A 15636-nucleotide genomic window follows, 5' to 3' on the forward strand; every position below is an offset into this window, starting at 1 on the left:
TTCAAACCGTCTCAGATATGAAAGATCTGCGCCACGAGCGTCGCGCCCAGGAACGTCCCGGCGTTTGCGACGAACGACACGAGCACGATGCGCCAGCCAAGGCGGCGGAACGCGGGAACGTCTTTCGCGATCGACAGTCCGGCAAACGTCAGCATCGGCGTGGTCACGCCGAGAAAGTCGTTCTTCGCGCTCAACTCGGCGAAATGTGCGCCTAGCGGGCACCACGGCGATGTCATGAACATCGCGATGAACGATACCCAGCACACGGCGGGTATCTTGCGACGCGTCAGCGTACACAACGCGTCGCCGGCCACCACCGCCACGATCATCAGTGCCATGCCGGGCAAGCCTTCGGCCGGCGTCGTGCCATGCGCGATCCAGTCGCAGACCAGCGACAGCACGGCAGTGACGCCCCATGCCAATACCTTGCCGCCGTAGTGCAGCGTCGGCGCTTCGGTTTCCACGTCGCCAAGCTTCGGGCGTGCATCAGTCAACGCGTCGGACGTGCTGGAAGCGCGGGTCGTCCGACCGATCACCGGTTCGAACAGACGATATCCCCAGACCGCCATCGGCAACGAAATGAACAGCGTGAAGTAGGTTCCGACCGTCGTCGTGATCAGGTTGCTCGCCGCAGCGAACGTCAGGACCGACTTCGCGACCTCCGGCGACTGCTGCGCGGCGATCGCGCCCGACGCCGCGGCCATCATGCTGCCGGAGCCGACACCGGATCCCATCGCAAGCGCGAGCGGATCGAAGATGTTCAGGCTCGCGATGAAGCCCGCAAAAATCGCAATGAACACCGCGCCGAAGATCGTACCGGTCAGATACTCGGCGAGCACCCCACGTCCCTCGGCCGAATCCATCCCGTATTTTTCGCCGATGATCGCCAGGCTCGGCTCGCGCCCGACCGAAAATGTCGCGCCGATCGCCTCGCGCTTGATGCCGAGCACCAGCGCCAGCGGCAGGCCGAGCAGAATCGTGCCGACAAAATGGCCGAACTCCTGAAACACGAGCGCCCAGCCCGCAGAAGCGAGCTTCGGAAGCGCACTCCCTATCATCAGGCCGAGCTTGGCAATGAAAAGGAGTAGCGCCGGTTGCAGGATCGCGGCTGCATGAAATTGCGTCGGAACATCGAGGGCGAGGCCGCTTCTCGAGCGTTGACTCAGCAGGCCAAGTGCGGCTCCCATCAACAACGCCCAGATCATCGGCAACAGAACGACCTTGCCGGGACCAATCTTGAACGCAAACGAACCGATGGCTTCGGCAATGACCACGATCACCGCCGCGTAGACGAACAGCTTGACGGCGATTTGCGCCGTGCCCTGTTGTTGTTCTCGCGTATTGAACACCGTTTCCATGTCTCCTTCCTCCCCGCTGGCTCCGACCCGATCGGGCCGGAGCCGATTCCACCTTACAGATAACCGAATGCGGTCGACGGCTCGCTGGCCGTTTCCACCCATACGCTCTTCGTCTGCGTGTACTCGTACAGCGCTTCGACGCCGCTGGACCGGCCATAGCCGCTCATGCCGTATCCGCCGAACGGAGACGCGACGTTGATCGTCTTGTATCCGTTCACCCAGAACGTACCGGCGTTCACCTGCGCCGCCACCCGGTGCGCACGGCCGACATCGGTCGTCCACACGGCGCCGGCGAGACCGAACTCGGTATCGTTGGCGATCGCAATCGCTTCGTCTTCCGTATCGAACGGGATGGCCGCCACAACCGGGCCGAAAATTTCAGTCCGCGCGACGTCCATTTCGTTGGTAACGTTGGCGAGAACGGTCGGAAGAACGAAGTAACCGCCGTCCGACACGTCGGTCGATCCCGCCGCGAGCGTCGCCCCGGCTTCAACACCAAGCGCGATCATCGACATCACATGCTCGTATTGCTTGCGGTTGTTGATGGGGCCGACCTCGGTGCTGTCATCGAGCGGGTTGCCGACCTTGATCTTCTTCGCACCGGTCGCGACCATCGACACGAACTCGTCATAGATCGAACGCTGGACGAGCAAGCGCGAACCGGCGACGCAGCTTTGGCCCGCGCCCGCAAAAATCGCCGCCTGCGCCGTCAGTGCCGCGCGCTTCAGATCCGCGTCGCCGAACACGATGTTTGCGGACTTTCCGCCCAGTTCGAGCACGCACGGCAGCACACGCTTCGCGGCGGATTCCGCAATCCTCGCACCGGTGGCCGGTGAGCCGACGAACACCACTTTCTTGACGACCTTATGGGCAATGGCCGCTTGCGCAACGGTATGCCCGTAGCCCGACAGCACGTTGATCAAGCCCGTCGGCAAGCCTGCACGCTCGGCGATGAGAGCCACGACCAGCGACGTGAACGGCGTCAGCTCGGATGGTTTGAGCAGCACCGCGTTGCCCATCGCGATGGCCGGCGCGACCTGCCATCCGCACGTGAATACCGGCGCATTCCATGGCGTGATCTGCAAGACCGTGCCCGCAGGCTCGCGACGCGTGTAGTTCAGATGCGAGGTCGGCACGGGAATGACATCGCCGTAGAACTTGTCTGCCCAGCCGCCGTAGTATTCGAACATCTCGGCAACCTTCGCCACCTCGCCACGGCAATCGCGGATCGGCTTGCCGGAGCCAAGCGATTCGAGGCGCGCAATGGGCTCGGCCTCCTTGCGCAACTCGCGAGCGATTTCGAACATCACGCGGCCGCGCGCCGCGTGCGTCAGCGACCACCACTCCTTCTGCGCGATTTCGGCGGCCTGGGCGGCCAGCTCGACGACGGCCGCGCCGCCATCGTTGTACGCGAGGCTCGGCTTGCCGGTTGCTGCGTCGTACAGCTGAACCGGTTCTCCGGCGCCTTCAACCAGCTGGCCACCGACGTACGAACCGATGGTCTGCGCATTCGGGAAGAAATGCGCGAATGCCGCAAGTAGGTTGTGTGCTGCCTGGTTGTCCATTTCCATGCTCCTGAATTCATTGACATCCACCTCGCCCTAAAGGAGAGGATTCCTACGGTGCTCATGCCAGGATGGCCTGAGTCACTTCAGTGGGTTCCTGCTTCTTCGAGTGGCCCGACTGCACCTTCTCTCCACAGGCTAAAACGGCGTGCCCCGCCGCTAAAACATTGAGCGCGCCGACGTGGTCCGCATTCGCTTCGTGACCGCACTTTACGCAGGCGAACCACGCTTGCGTCTTGCGGTTGTCGGCCGAGATATGCCCGCAGCAGGGGCATGTGCGGCTTGTGTTCTGCGGCGCAACCGCGACGAAGTACCCGCCACGCCACGCCGTCTTGTACTCCAGCTGCCGACGGAACTCGCGCCATCCCTGGTCTAGGATGGACTTATTGAGTCCCGACTTGGCGCGGACATGACGCCCAGGCGCCTCGACCGTGCCGCGGGCCGACTTCACCATGTTGCGCACCTGCAAATCCTCGACGGCGATCATTGCGTGGTTCTTGCTGATCGTGTTCGATGCCTTGTGCAGGAAGTCCGAGCGTGCATTTGCGATGCGTGCGTGGATACGCTGAATTCTGGCCCTTGCCTTTTTCCAGTTCGCCGAGCCTTTGACCTGACGCGCCATGCGCCGCTGATACTTCGCGAGCCGCTGCTCGTGTTGCCTGAAGCTGGCGAGCGGCGCGACGAACGTACCGTCGCTCAGGGTCGCGAAGCGTGCGACGCCCACGTCGATACCGACCGCCGGGCCGCTGGGAACGGGAAGCTCGACTTCGCGTGCCGTGAGAATGCTGACGGACCACTTGTCCGCGCGCAGCGATACGGTCGCGCTGCGGACGTTGCCGAGCACGAGGCGGCTATTGCGGTAACGCAGCCAGCCGAGCTTGGGCAGGAAGATCCGGCTGTTGGCCTGGTCGAGCTTGATCTGTTTCGCGTCGGGATAGCGGAAGCTGTCTGACTGGCCCTTCCTCTTGAAGCGCGGGAAGGCGGCCCGCTTGGCGAAGAAATTGCTATAGGCCCGTTCCAAATCCTTGAGCGATTGTTGCAGCGGATGCGTCGGCGCCGCTTTGAGCCACGGCGTTTCCGTGCCATTGCGCCACCCGGTGAGTTGCTGGCACAACCCGGCATAGCCCAGCTTCTTCTCACCTTGCTCGTAGCGCGTCTTCTGCAACGCCAGTGCCTTGTTGAACACGAAGCGGCATGACCCGGCGAAGCGGCGCATGTCGCGCGCCTGTTCGCCAGTCGGCATCAGTTCAAATTTGAAGGCTTGGAGTCGTTGCATAGGCTGAGCGTATCACCCACCATTTACGCGCTGTCAAGGACGCCTTCGGCGTCCGCGCTATCCTTCCCCGGCCTGAAGTCGGGCTTGCCGCGCTTCCCGGTCAGTGCTTCTCGGTAAATTGCACGATCCGGTTGAAGTCTTCCTGATCGCCGATCGATTCGACGCTCGCGGCCCACAGGCGTCCGGCTTCGGCAGCCATCGGCGCGCCGACGCCAAGGTTGCGCAGCAGGTCCATCGCGAGGCGCACGTCCTTGCGCATCAGCTTCATCGTGAACCCCGAGTCGAACTTGCCGTTGAAGATCCACGTCGGATAGTTCGTCAGCGTCGCGCTGTTGCGACCCGAGCCGCCGTTCAGCGCGTCGACGAGCTTCTCCGGGTCCACGCCCGCGGCCTCGGCGGCGCGTACGGCTTCGCTGGTCGCGAGCAGATGCACGCCGGTCAGCAGGTTGTTGATGATCTTCGTCACATGCCCCGCGCCAACGGGGCCGACATGCACGCGCTTTGCGCTCATCACCGCAAGAACCGGTTCGACCGCAGCGACATCTGCATCCGAGCCGCCGAGCACCATCGTCATCGTCGCGGTCGCCGCGCCTTTCGGACCGCCGCTGACGGGACCGTCGACCAGCCCGACCTTCACTTCAGCGAGCGCTGCGGCCACCTTCCGCGTGCTGGCCGGGTCGGCCGTCGTGGTGTCGACGACGATCAAGCCCGGCCGTGCATTCGCGGCAACACCGCCTTCGCCCAGCACGACCTTTTCGACGATGTCGGAGGTCGGCAGCGACAGAATGAGGACATCCGAGCGGCGCGTGATGTCGGCGATCGATACGCATGCGTTCACGCCTTCGGCCTGCAGCGCATCAGCCACGCCCGGCGAAGCATCGAACCCGAGGACGTCGTACCCGCCACGCTTGAGCGACAACGCCATGCCGCGTCCCATGTTGCCCAGACCAATCACACCTACCGTATTCATTTGCCGTGCTCCGTATCGGGTGTCGCAGCCTGCGCGGCGGAAAGTTCCACGCGTCGTGGCTGTTCGGGGTTCCATACTGGACTTTTGGAGACCTATAATCAATCAGCGCCAATATCAAGAGTGTTCCAAAAATTAGAACGGGGACAAATGGTCGAGAATCTGACGGACAGCAGGATCGTGTACTTCTTCGAGGCCGTGCGGTGCGGCACCATCCGTGCCGCCGCCGACTGGCTGAACGTCGCGCCGTCCGCGGTCAGCAGACAGATCGGCTTGCTCGAAGGGGAGCTCGGCGCCGTGCTGATCGAGCGTCACGCGCGAGGGGTCAGGCCGACCGAGGCCGGCCAGTGCGTGATCGAGTACTTCCGCGAGCAGTTGGCGCACAAGGACGACCTGCTGTCACGGCTGCAGGAGTTGAGGGGGTTGCGAACCGGCCACGTCAATATCGTGCTCGGTGAAGGCTTCGTGTCGGACATGCTCGCAGGCCCGATGCAGACCTTCTGCAAGCAATACCCGGGAATCCATATCAACCTCGATCTCGCGGGCACCAACGAAGTGGTGCGCAAGGTCACCGAGGACGAAGGCGAAATCGGGCTCGTCTACAATCCGCCGCCCGATGCGAAGATCGTGTCGCGGGCGTCGAAGTTGCAGCCGATGATGGCCATCGTCGGGCCGGATTTCCCGCTGCGGGCCCGGGACAAAGCGATGACGGTCGCAGAGCTGGCGTCCTATCCGCTTGCCGCGACCCACGCGTCGTACGGCACCCGGCAGATGCTGGAAGCGGTCGAATTCGCAGAGAAAATCCGCTTCGATCCGGTCGTGACGACCAACTCCATCACGATACTCAAGCAGTTCGTGAAATCCGGGCTGGGCATCGTCTGCCTTCCCGCATTCGCCGTTTCGACCGAAATCGATGCCGGTGAGCTGTTTGCGATCCCGATTGATCATCCGATCCTCGCCAATGCCGAAGCGCATCTGGTGACGCGCGTCGGTCGGAAGCTGTCCGTTGCGTCGAACAAGATGCTTCAGCTGATGAACGCTCAAATGCGCGCGTTCCGGTAATGCGGCACGCCGGCGGCGCGCGCGCCGGGCCGGGCCGACAAGCAGACGACGATGCCGCGGGCCGCTGCGATCTGATTTTTAGAACAAAGATGCGCATCCGCGGCATTTGCGATCGTTTTTGACACGCCCACACTTGCGCCAAAGGAGAGAGACTTTGGACATGTTCAATGACGACACCGTCTGGCGGACGATCCTGCTTGAAGCCGAGCGGGAGGCAACCGCCCGGCCGGCGATGCGCGCGTACTACCAGAAAACCGTTCTCCGCCACGAGTCGCTGGGGCAGGCGTTGGCCGCATTGCTTGCATCCGAACTCGTGACGATGGACGGCTCGCTTCCGGACTTTTCGGCCGAATTCGAACGGACGATCGCGTCGGCTGCGATCAGCGAACAGGCAGCCGCGGACATCCACAAGATTGCAAGTGCGAATCCCGCGTGTCCGAATGCGCTGTCTGCGTTCCTGGCCTTCCGGGGCATCCTCGCGATCCAGCTCCATCGTGTCGCGCACGCGTACTGGGGCAATGGCGAGCGTACGTTCGCGGTGCTGCTGCAGAACTGGGGCGCCAGGATCTACAACGTCGACATCCACCCTGCCGCGCGGATCGGCAAGGGATTGTTCGTGGATCACGCGATGGGCATCGTGATCGGAGAGACGGCGGTGATCGAAGACGACGTCAGCATCTGGCACGGCGTCACGCTGGGCAGCACGTTCAGCGAAGCGGGCGACCGGCATCCGAAAGTCCGGCGCGGCGCAACGCTCGCCGCTCATGCGCTGATCCTCGGCAATATCGAAATCGGCGAGAACGCGGTCATCGCCGCCGGCAGCGTCGTACGGCAATCGATTCCCGCGAACATGGTTGCCGCGGGTGTGCCGGCCAAGGTCATCAAACCGGTCGCTGCAACCTACGCCGCGATTACCGCTCCGTCAGAAAACTAGAGGTACGTGGATGATTCCCCCGAACCAGCATCGTCTCGGCATCGACCACCCTGTCGTCTCGGTGAGGAATCACCCGGACGCGGTGGAAAAGTACAGGCGCCTCGGCTTTTCGCCGAGCCCGATTTCCTATCATCCGTGGGGCTCGGTTCTCACGCTGATGATGTTCGAGAACAACTTCATCGAGGTGATCGGGATCGACGATTCGTCGAAATTCGGCACGGGCGAGGTCAGCGGGTTCTGCTACGGCCGCACGCTTGGTGAATTCCTCGACCGGTCGGAAGGCCTCGGGCTGCTCGCGCTGCACAGCAAGGATATCGACACCGATTTTGCGGCGATCAAGGCGACAGGGCTGCCGGTTCAGCAACGCGTCGAGTTTCGCCGCAAGATCACGACGCCGGACGGCAAGCCGGACGAAGCGGTTGTGTCGCTCGGCATGGTGATGGATACGGAACTGGGCGACGCGTCCAACTTCCTCTGCCAGCAACATCGCCCGGAGTTCATCTGGCGAAAGGACTGGCAAAACCACGCGAATGGCGCGATTGCCGTCGATGAAGTGGTGTATCTGACGCCGGAGCTCGGTCTCCTCGAAGAACGATGGTCCAGACTCTTCGGTGCTGACCGTACGTTGCGTAAAGACGGTCACGTCGAAGCCGACACCGGCTGCGGGCGCGTGGTTGCGCTTACGCCAGCGCAGGCTGAAGATCGCTTTGCCGCGGTCGGGCTGCCGATCAGCTACACCGATAAACCTCACGGTATCGCGCTGCAGCTCCGTGTTCGGGACATCGCACACACCGCGAAGGTGTTGGCGGATAACTCCGTCGAATTCGGAAGTACTTCTAAAGGCATTGCCGTGACACCTGATTCCGCCGGCAATACGATCATCGAATTCGTGCAGTAGCGCCCTTCGAGGCGTTCAAGGAAATGCGTCCTCGCCGTTGTTGATGTCGAAGGCGAGGACACAAGAGCGCTGCTTGCAATGAAACGAGGCTGGACGCGACAAGCATGATGCTCGCCGCGCGCCGATCCTCAGTGTTGAACGCCCAGGCTTTCGCGCTTGCCGTCCTTGAACGTGTACAGCGTCAGCGTCGCGTTCTGCAGATCGCCCTTCGGATCGAAACGCGTTTCGCCGATCACGCCCTTGTAGTCCGTCTTCTTCAGATATTGCAGGTACTTCGCAGGATCGGACGAACCGGCGCGCTTCATTGCGTCGACCAGGATCATGATGGCGTCGTACGCATACGGCGCATAGATCACCACATCCTGACCGTATTTCTGCTTGAAGCGCGACCTGAAGTTCTCCATTCCCGGCTCATACTCCTGCGTGATGCCGCCCGCTTCCGCGCATATGACCTGCCGGCCGTTGAGCGCCGCACCGGCGAGGTTGGGCAACTCGCCGGTACAGATGCCATCGCCGCCCATGAACTTCGACACCATGCCAAGCTGCTGCATCTGCTTGATCATCGGGCCGCCCTGCGCATCCATGCCGCCATAGAAGACGACGTCGGGATTTTCGCCTTTCACTGCAGTCAGCACGCCACGAAAATCGGTGGCCTTGTCGGTCGTGTATTGCCGCGAGACCAGCTTGGCTCCTGCGGCCGTTGCCGACTTCAGAAATTCGTCGGCAATACCTTGCCCGTACGCTGTCCGATCGTCGATGACCGCCACGGATTTCGCGTTCCATTTCTGCACCGCGTACTTGCCCAGGACCGAGCCGAGCTGGCCATCGTTCGCGACCAGGCGGAACGCCGTATCGAAGCCTTGCTGCGTATACTTCGGGTTGGTTGACGATTGCGAGATCTCCGGAACATGCGCGTCGAAGTAGATCTTCGACGCCGGGATCGTCGCACCGGAGTTGAAATGTCCGACCACGCCCCTGACCTTCGCATCAACGAGCCGCTGCGCGACCTGGGTGGCCTGCCGTGGATCGCCCCCATCATCTTCCACCTGAAGCTCGATCCTGACCTTCCTGCCGCCGATCACCGGCGGATTGGCGTTCAGATCGTCGACGGCCATTCGCGCACCACGTTCGACATCCTTGCCGAGGTTCGCATTCTGGCCAGTCAGCGGGCCGGCAAACCCGAGCTTTACCGTGTCCTCCTGAGCGCTTGCGACGCCGGACGCGCAGGCAAGGACGGCGCCGCCGATCAATGCAACCGATTTCGAAAGATTCATTGCCTCTCTCCAACCGCAACGTGTGATGCGAAGATTTTGATAGTGAGGAATCCAAATTCAAGAGATTCCGGACCGGGCGCGGCCAACCGGAATTGATCTACTCCCCCGACGGATACGATCCCGGTAGGTCTCGATCGCCTGTCCCGGCGCGCAAATTCAGTGTCGGCGCGTCAAATTTGCTCGCCAATAGCATCGACTCGTCGAGATTGTTCTGTTTTTGAGAACGCTCATCCACGCCACATCAAACCGAGCGTTCTGTTTTCGAGAACGAAAAGGTCGGCTCATTCGCGTTCCCCGTGCCTTTTTGACTGGTAAGACTCAGTCTCTCACGCGGACTGCCTGACGAAAACGCTGGAAATTCCGGCCGAAATCCATCTGCTGAGTGGTCCAGGCGCCGCGTGCCGCGTTCGACAGTCAAGCGCTTGATCGACGTCGAACCATCCGTATGCCCCCAACCCCAATCCAGATTCAGGAGACTCTCAATGCAGAACCCAGGTGACGATCTGCACCGCGGCCTCGAGGAACGACACGTCAGTCTCATGGCGCTCGGCGCTGCCATCGGCGTCGGGCTGTTTCTCGGATCGGCAACCGCGATCAAGCTCGCCGGGCCGTCCATCCTGATCTCCTACCTCGCCTGCGGCGTCGCGATCTTCGTCATCATGCGCGCGCTCGGAGAGATGGCCGTGCACAACCCGGTGTCCGGCTCATTCAGCCGCTACGCGCGAGACTACATCGGCCCGCTCACCGGATACCTGACCGGCTGGACCTACTGGTTCCTGTGGATCGTCACGTGCATGGCCGAGATCACGGCGGTCGGTGTGTACATGCATGTCTGGTACCCCGACATTCCGAACTGGATATGGGCGCTGGCTGCGCTCGTGCTCATGGGCAGCATCAATTTCATCGCGGTGAAGATGTACGGCGAGCTCGAATTCTGGTTTGCGCTGGTGAAGGTCGCGACGATCATTCTGATGATCGTGTCGGGATTCGGCGCGATCTTCTTTGGCATCGGCAACGGTGGCGTCGCAACGGGTCTGCACAACCTCTGGTCGAACGGCGGATTTTTCCCGCACGGCATGTCGGGGTTGATGCTTGCGTTGCCGATGGTCGCGTTCTCGTATGGCGGCATCGAGATGCTTGGCCTGACCGCGGGCGAGGCGAAGAATCCTAAGAAATCGTTGTCCCGCGCGGTCAACTCGGTATTCTGGCGGATCCTGATCTTCTACGTCGGCGCGCTGTTCGTGATCATGGCCATTTACCCTTGGAACGAGATCGGCAGCCAGGGCAGCCCTTTCGTGATGTTGTTCGACCGAATGGGCGTTCCCGCGGCAGCCGGCATCGTGAACTTCGTCGTTCTCACCGCAGCGCTGTCGTCCTGCAACAGCGGCATCTTCAGCACCGGGCGCATGCTGTTCAATCTCGCGCAGCAAGGCCAGGCATCCGCGACGTTGGCAAACACGTCGCGCAATGGTGTGCCGCGCCGCGCGATCCTGATTTCGGTGCTGCTTCTGTTCGTTGGCGTGGCCCTCAACTACCTGGCCCCGACGGAAGTGTTCACGTGGCTGAGTGCGATTTCCGCTTTCAGCTCGGTCTGGACGTGGGGCGTCATTCTGCTCGCGCAGATCGGCTTCAGAAAATCGCTCTCCCGGCATGAGCTCGACCGGATGACGCTGCGCGTGCCGTTGTTCCCGTACACGTCGTACCTCGCTGGATTGTTCCTGGTCGCCGTACTGATCGTCATGGCCTTTCACGCCGAAACAAGGATCGCACTTGTCGTGGGTCCGGCGTGGATTGCGCTGCTCGTCGTGCTGTACTACGTGCGTGGCTTTGGTCGCGCAACGGTCGATGTTCGGAACGAAGAGGTGGTCTCCCGATAGCGGGAACGGTGAATCGCTCGGCGCCCCAAGCAAAAACGGCTGCCGATTGGCAGCCGTCTCATTCCGCTGAAATCGCGGGCGCGCCGACGCGCCCGCATTCCCGCACATTCCCGCACGTTACGCGCTGTAGTCGTAAACGCCGCGGCCCGTCTTGCGCCCGAGGCGCCCGGCCGACACCATTTCGCGCAGCAGCGGGCACGCACGGTACTTCGGATCGCCGAAATCCTTCAGGAACACGTCCATCACCGCGACGCACACGTCGAGCCCGACCAGATCCGCGAGCGCGAGCGGCCCGATCGGATGGTTCGCACCCAGCTTCATCCCCTGGTCGATCTCCTCGGCCGACGCAACGCCTTCGGCGAGCAGGAAGAATGCCTCGTTGATCATCGGCACCAGGATGCGGTTGACGACGAACCCCGGCGAGTTGCGCACGCCGATCGGCGACTTGCCGAAGCGCTCGGTCAGCTCGCGTACCGCAGCAGCAGCCGCGTCGCTCGTCTGCAGCCCGCGGATGATCTCGACGAGCGGCATCAGCGGCACCGGATTGAAGAAGTGCATGCCGACGAAGCGCGACGGGTCGGCGAGCGGCGCCGCGAGCGCGGTGATCGAGATCGACGACGTATTCGTCGCGATGATCGCGTCCGCGCGCACGACCGCTTCGATCTGCTTCAGGATGCGTGCCTTCAGCTCGACGTTCTCGGTCGCCGCTTCGATCACGATGTCGGCCGTCGCGAGACGCTCGTAGTCGGTCGACGTCGCGATGCGCGCGAGCGCGGCGTCGCGCGTCGCCGCGTCGAGCTTGTCCTTCGACACGAGCCGGTCGAGGCTGCCCTTCAGCGTCGCGACGCCCTTCGCGAGCGCCGCGTCGTTGACGTCGATCATCACGACGTTGAGTCCTGCAACGGCGGCGGTTTGCGCAATGCCGTTGCCCATGGTTCCGGCGCCTACGACGCCTACGGTTTCGATTGCCATGACGATTCCTGTGGTCGGGTGCTGAGCGGTCGATTATTGAAGATTTTCGAAGATCGCCGCAATCCCCTGCCCGCCGCCGATACACATCGTCACGAGCGCGTAACGGCCGCCGATGCGCTTCAGCTCGTACAGTGCCTTGACCGTGATCAATGCGCCCGTCGCGCCGATCGGGTGGCCGAGAGAGATGCCCGAGCCGTTCGGGTTCACCTTCGCCGGATCGAGACCGAGCTCCTTCGTGACCGCGCACGCCTGCGCAGCAAACGCTTCGTTCGCCTCGATCACGTCGAGATCGGCGATCGTCAGCCCAGCGCGCTCGAGCGCCTTCTGCGTGGCCGGCACGGGGCCGATGCCCATGTACGCCGGATCGACGCCCGCGTGCGCGTACGACACGAGCCGCGCGAGCGGCTTCACGCCCTGCGCGCGCGCCGCGTCCGCGCTCATCATCAGCACGGCTGCCGCTGCGTCGTTGATGCCCGATGCATTGCCGGCCGTCACCGTGCCGTTTTCCTTCACGAACACCGGCTTGAGCTTCGTGAAATCGTCGGCGCTTGCATCGCTGCGCACGTGCTCGTCGGTGTCGAACTGCACTTCGCCCTTGCGCGTGCGGATCGCGATCGGCAGGATCTGATCCTTGAACCGCCCTTCGGCGATCGCACGCGCGGCACGACGATGCGATTCGAGCGCGAGTGCGTCCTGCTCATCGCGCGTGATGCCGTACTTGCGCGCGACGTTTTCAGCGGTCACGCCCATGTGGATCGTCTGGAACGGGTCGTGCAGCGCGCCGAGCATCATGTCGATGAGCTTGCCGTCGCCCATCCGCTGGCCGAAGCGCGCAGCCGGCACCGTGTACGGCGCGCGGCTCATGTTCTCCGCGCCGCCGCCGATCGCGACGTCGGCGTCGCCGAGCAGGATCGTCTGCGCAGCCGACACGATCGCCTGCAGGCCCGAGCCGCACAGCCGGTTCACGTTCAGCGCGGGCGTGTGCTGCGCGACGCCGGCTTCGATCGCCGCGACGCGCGACAGATACATGTCCTTCGGTTCGGTGTTCACGACATGGCCGAACACGACATGGCCGACCGCATCGCCGGGCACGTTCGCACGCGCCAGCACCTCGCGCACCACCTTCGCGCCCAGTTCGGTCGGCGCGAAATCCTTCAGGCTTCCACCGAAATCGCCAATTGCGGTACGAACACCGCTCACCACCACGACTTCTTTCGCTGCATTGCTCATCGTCTCGCTCCTGTTCGTCCGCGCGTCAGTGCGCGTCCGCATTACATGTTCGGGTAATTCGGCCCGCCACCGCCTTCCGGCGTGACCCACACGATATTCTGCGTCGGATCCTTGATGTCGCAGGTCTTGCAGTGCACGCAGTTCTGCGCGTTGATCACCAGACGGTCGCTGCCGTCGTCATTCTTCACGAATTCATACACGGCCGCCGGGCAGAACCGCCCCTCCGGACCCGCATACGTGCTCAGGTTCACGTTCACCGGCACGTTCGCATCCTTCAGCGTCAGGTGCGCGGGCTGGTTTTCCTCGTGGTTCGTGTTCGAGATGAACACCGACGACAGGCGATCGAACGTCAGTTTGCCGTCCGGCTTCGGATACTCGATCGGCTGGCATTGCGATGCCGGTTTCAGCATCTCGTGGTCCGCGTGCTTGTGATGCAGCGTCCATGGCACGTTGCCGCCCATCAGCTTCTGTTCGATAAACACCATCGGCGTACCGATGTACAGCCCCTTCGCCATCCACTGCTTGAAGTTGCGCGCGCGGTGCAACTCGTTGTACAGCCACGATTGCTTGAACGCATCCGGATACGCGTTGAGCTCGTCGCTCTGACGGCCGGCCTGCACCGCGTCGAATGCGGCGTCCGCCGCCAGCATGCCGGTCTTGATCGCCGCGTGACTGCCCTTGATCCGCGATGCGTTCAGGAAGCCCGCGTCGTCGCCGATCAGCGCGCCGCCCGGGAACACCGTCTTCGGCAGCGACAGCAGCCCGCCCGCGGTGATCGCGCGCGCGCCGTACGACACGCGCTTGCCGCCTTCGAGGAACGCGCGGATCGACGGATGCGTCTTGTAGCGCTGGAACTCTTCGAACGGCGACAGGTACGGGTTCGTGTAGCCGAGGCCGACCACGAAGCCGACCACGACCTGGTTGTTGTCCATGTGATACAGGAACGAGCCGCCGTACGTATCCGACTTCAGCGGCCAGCCGGCGGTGTGGATCACGAGGCCCGGCTTGTGCTTCGCGGGATCGATTTCCCACAGCTCCTTGATGCCGATGCCGTAAGCCTGCGGATCGGCGTTCGCGTCCAGCTTGAACTTCGAGATCAGCTGACGGCCGAGATGGCCGCGGCAGCCTTCCGCGAACAGCGTGTATTTCGCGTGCAGCTCCATGCCGAGCTGGAAATTCTCGGTCGGCTCGCCGTCCTTGCCGACACCCATGTTGCCGGTCGCGACGCCCTTCACGGAGCCGTCGTCGTTGTACAGGATCTCCGCAGCCGGGAAGCCAGGGAAGATCTCGACGCCCAGCGCTTCGGCCTGCTGGCCGAGCCAGCGCGTGACGTTGCCGAGCGAGATCACGTAATTGCCGTGGTTCTGGAAGTTGGCGGGCAGCGCCCAGTTCGGCGTCTGCACCGCGCTCTTCTCGGACAGGAACAGGAAGCGGTCTTCCGTGACCTCGACGGTCAGCGGCGCGCCTTGTTCCTTCCAGTCGGGGAACAGCTCGTTGATCGCGCGCGGGTCCATCACCGCGCCCGACAGGATGTGCGCGCCGATCTCGGAACCCTTCTCGAGCACGCACACGCCGATCTCGGCGCCTTTCTCGGCGGCGAGCTGCTTGAGCCGGATCGCCGCGGACAGCCCGGCAGGGCCGCCGCCAACGATCACGACGTCGTATTCCATCGATTCGCGCGGACCGTATTGCGCGATCAGGTCATCTTTAGTCAAAGCTTGATCTCCTCCTGCCACAGTTCCAGGTCAGAACTGGTCTTCCGTCAACGCGAGCACGCTCGCGCCGCCCTTCGCGCTGACGATCGACGCTTCGAGCCCGGCCGCCTGCACAAGGATGTGTTCCGCGTAGAACTGCGCGATCGCGATCTTCGCATCGTAGAACGCCGGATCGTTCGCGCGGTTCGCGTGCGCCGCCACCAGTGCGCGCGCCATCTGCCACCCGCACAGCACCACGCCCGCCAGCTTCAGATACGGCACGCTGCCCGCGAACACCGCGTTCGGGTCCTGCTTCGTGTTCGCGACCACGTAATCGACCACCGCCGACAGCGCACGCGCGCCCTGCTCCAGCTGCGCCTTCATCGACGCCGCCGCTGCGCTGTCGAGCTTGCCCAGCGCGTCGACCGTCTGCCCGATCTCGCCGATCAGCGCCTTCGCGACCGCGCCGCCGTCGCGCAGCGTCTTGCGGCCGACCAGGTCGTTTGCCTGGATCGCCGTCGTGCCTTCG

13 protein-coding genes are annotated in these 15636 nt (G+C 63.1%); 4 read left to right on the forward strand and 9 right to left on the reverse strand.

The window, feature by feature from the left end:
* Positions 1 to 11 precede the first annotated feature (11 nt).
* The 4 genes from G3N94_RS07295 to G3N94_RS07310 all read right to left on the reverse strand — a co-directional run bounded on the left by G3N94_RS07295 (position 12) and on the right by G3N94_RS07310 (position 5244).
* Positions 12 to 1358: a DUF3100 domain-containing protein gene (locus G3N94_RS07295; RefSeq protein WP_205791567.1), complete on the reverse strand. Its 1347-nt coding sequence runs from the start codon at positions 1356 to 1358 to the stop codon at positions 12 to 14.
* A gap of 53 nt (positions 1359 to 1411) precedes the next feature.
* Complete coding sequence (locus G3N94_RS07300; RefSeq protein ID WP_205791527.1) at positions 1412 to 2923, reverse strand: aldehyde dehydrogenase family protein; 1512 nt, start codon at positions 2921 to 2923, stop codon at positions 1412 to 1414.
* A gap of 61 nt (positions 2924 to 2984) precedes the next feature.
* Positions 2985 to 4199, reverse strand: coding sequence for an RNA-guided endonuclease TnpB family protein (locus G3N94_RS07305; RefSeq protein ID WP_205791529.1), 1215 nt, complete (start codon positions 4197 to 4199; stop codon positions 2985 to 2987).
* A 100-nt stretch (positions 4200 to 4299) separates the two neighbouring features.
* Positions 4300 to 5244, reverse strand: coding sequence for an NAD(P)-dependent oxidoreductase (locus G3N94_RS07310; protein ID WP_205791531.1), 945 nt, complete (start codon positions 5242 to 5244; stop codon positions 4300 to 4302).
* Between the two features lie 72 nt (positions 5245 to 5316).
* Here G3N94_RS07310 and G3N94_RS07315 point away from each other — a divergent pair, with 72 nt between their 5' ends.
* The 3 genes from G3N94_RS07315 (at position 5317) to G3N94_RS07325 (ending at position 8060) form a co-directional block, all read left to right on the forward strand.
* Positions 5317 to 6228, forward strand: coding sequence for a LysR family transcriptional regulator (locus G3N94_RS07315; protein ID WP_205791533.1), 912 nt, complete (start codon positions 5317 to 5319; stop codon positions 6226 to 6228).
* 160 nt (positions 6229 to 6388) lie between these two features.
* The gene (gene epsC, locus G3N94_RS07320; protein ID WP_241021662.1) at positions 6389 to 7162 is read left to right on the forward strand and encodes a serine O-acetyltransferase EpsC; all 774 of its coding nucleotides are present in this window, start codon (positions 6389 to 6391) and stop codon (positions 7160 to 7162) included.
* Between the two features lie 10 nt (positions 7163 to 7172).
* Positions 7173 to 8060 carry a VOC family protein gene (locus tag G3N94_RS07325; protein ID WP_241021663.1) on the forward strand — a complete coding sequence of 296 codons (888 nt, stop codon included), beginning with the start codon at positions 7173 to 7175 and terminating at the stop codon, positions 8058 to 8060.
* A 128-nt stretch (positions 8061 to 8188) separates the two neighbouring features.
* Here G3N94_RS07325 and G3N94_RS07330 read toward each other — a convergent pair whose 3' ends face one another.
* The gene (locus G3N94_RS07330; RefSeq protein WP_205791539.1) at positions 8189 to 9334 is read right to left on the reverse strand and encodes a branched-chain amino acid ABC transporter substrate-binding protein; all 1146 of its coding nucleotides are present in this window, start codon (positions 9332 to 9334) and stop codon (positions 8189 to 8191) included.
* Between the two features lie 482 nt (positions 9335 to 9816).
* Here G3N94_RS07330 and G3N94_RS07335 point away from each other — a divergent pair, with 482 nt between their 5' ends.
* Complete coding sequence (locus G3N94_RS07335) at positions 9817 to 11211, forward strand: amino acid permease (protein ID WP_205791541.1); 1395 nt, start codon at positions 9817 to 9819, stop codon at positions 11209 to 11211.
* A gap of 117 nt (positions 11212 to 11328) precedes the next feature.
* On the opposite strand, the gene G3N94_RS07340 is transcribed toward G3N94_RS07335, so the two are convergent.
* From G3N94_RS07340 to G3N94_RS07355, 4 genes are all read right to left on the reverse strand, one after another.
* Positions 11329 to 12183 carry a 3-hydroxybutyryl-CoA dehydrogenase gene (locus G3N94_RS07340; protein ID WP_205791542.1) on the reverse strand — a complete coding sequence of 285 codons (855 nt, stop codon included), beginning with the start codon at positions 12181 to 12183 and terminating at the stop codon, positions 11329 to 11331.
* Between the two features lie 33 nt (positions 12184 to 12216).
* Positions 12217 to 13413 carry a beta-ketothiolase BktB gene (bktB, locus tag G3N94_RS07345; RefSeq protein ID WP_205791543.1) on the reverse strand — a complete coding sequence of 399 codons (1197 nt, stop codon included), beginning with the start codon at positions 13411 to 13413 and terminating at the stop codon, positions 12217 to 12219.
* 41 nt (positions 13414 to 13454) lie between these two features.
* Positions 13455 to 15128, reverse strand: a complete 1674-nt coding sequence (locus G3N94_RS07350; RefSeq protein ID WP_205791544.1) for an electron transfer flavoprotein-ubiquinone oxidoreductase — start codon at positions 15126 to 15128, stop codon at positions 13455 to 13457.
* Positions 15129 to 15158: 30 nt separating this feature from the next.
* Positions 15159 to 15636 (reverse strand): acyl-CoA dehydrogenase C-terminal domain-containing protein (locus tag G3N94_RS07355; RefSeq protein WP_205791546.1); only part of this gene is annotated, 478 nt, incomplete at its 5' end.

The sequence above is a fragment of the Burkholderia sp. Ac-20353 genome, from assembly GCF_017104785.1.
Classification (GTDB): domain Bacteria; phylum Pseudomonadota; class Gammaproteobacteria; order Burkholderiales; family Burkholderiaceae; genus Burkholderia.

Coding starts and splice junctions, on each gene's coding strand:
- G3N94_RS07300 (WP_205791527.1), bottom strand. CDS start 2,923: ATGGACAACCAGGCAGCACACAACCTACTTGCGGCATTCGCGCATTTC.
- G3N94_RS07310 (WP_205791531.1), bottom strand. CDS start 5,244: ATGGAACCCCGAACAGCCACGACGCGTGGAACTTTCCGCCGCGCAGGC.
- G3N94_RS07340 (WP_205791542.1), bottom strand. CDS start 12,183: ATGGCAATCGAAACCGTAGGCGTCGTAGGCGCCGGAACCATGGGCAAC.
- G3N94_RS07325 (WP_241021663.1), top strand. CDS start 7,173: ATGATTCCCCCGAACCAGCATCGTCTCGGCATCGACCACCCTGTCGTC.
- G3N94_RS07295 (WP_205791567.1), bottom strand. CDS start 1,358: ATGGAAACGGTGTTCAATACGCGAGAACAACAACAGGGCACGGCGCAA.
- bktB (WP_205791543.1), bottom strand. CDS start 13,413: ATGAGCAATGCAGCGAAAGAAGTCGTGGTGGTGAGCGGTGTTCGTACC.
- G3N94_RS07335 (WP_205791541.1), top strand. CDS start 9,817: ATGCAGAACCCAGGTGACGATCTGCACCGCGGCCTCGAGGAACGACAC.
- G3N94_RS07305 (WP_205791529.1), bottom strand. CDS start 4,199: ATGCAACGACTCCAAGCCTTCAAATTTGAACTGATGCCGACTGGCGAA.
- epsC (WP_241021662.1), top strand. CDS start 6,389: ATGTTCAATGACGACACCGTCTGGCGGACGATCCTGCTTGAAGCCGAG.
- G3N94_RS07330 (WP_205791539.1), bottom strand. CDS start 9,334: ATGAATCTTTCGAAATCGGTTGCATTGATCGGCGGCGCCGTCCTTGCC.
- G3N94_RS07315 (WP_205791533.1), top strand. CDS start 5,317: ATGGTCGAGAATCTGACGGACAGCAGGATCGTGTACTTCTTCGAGGCC.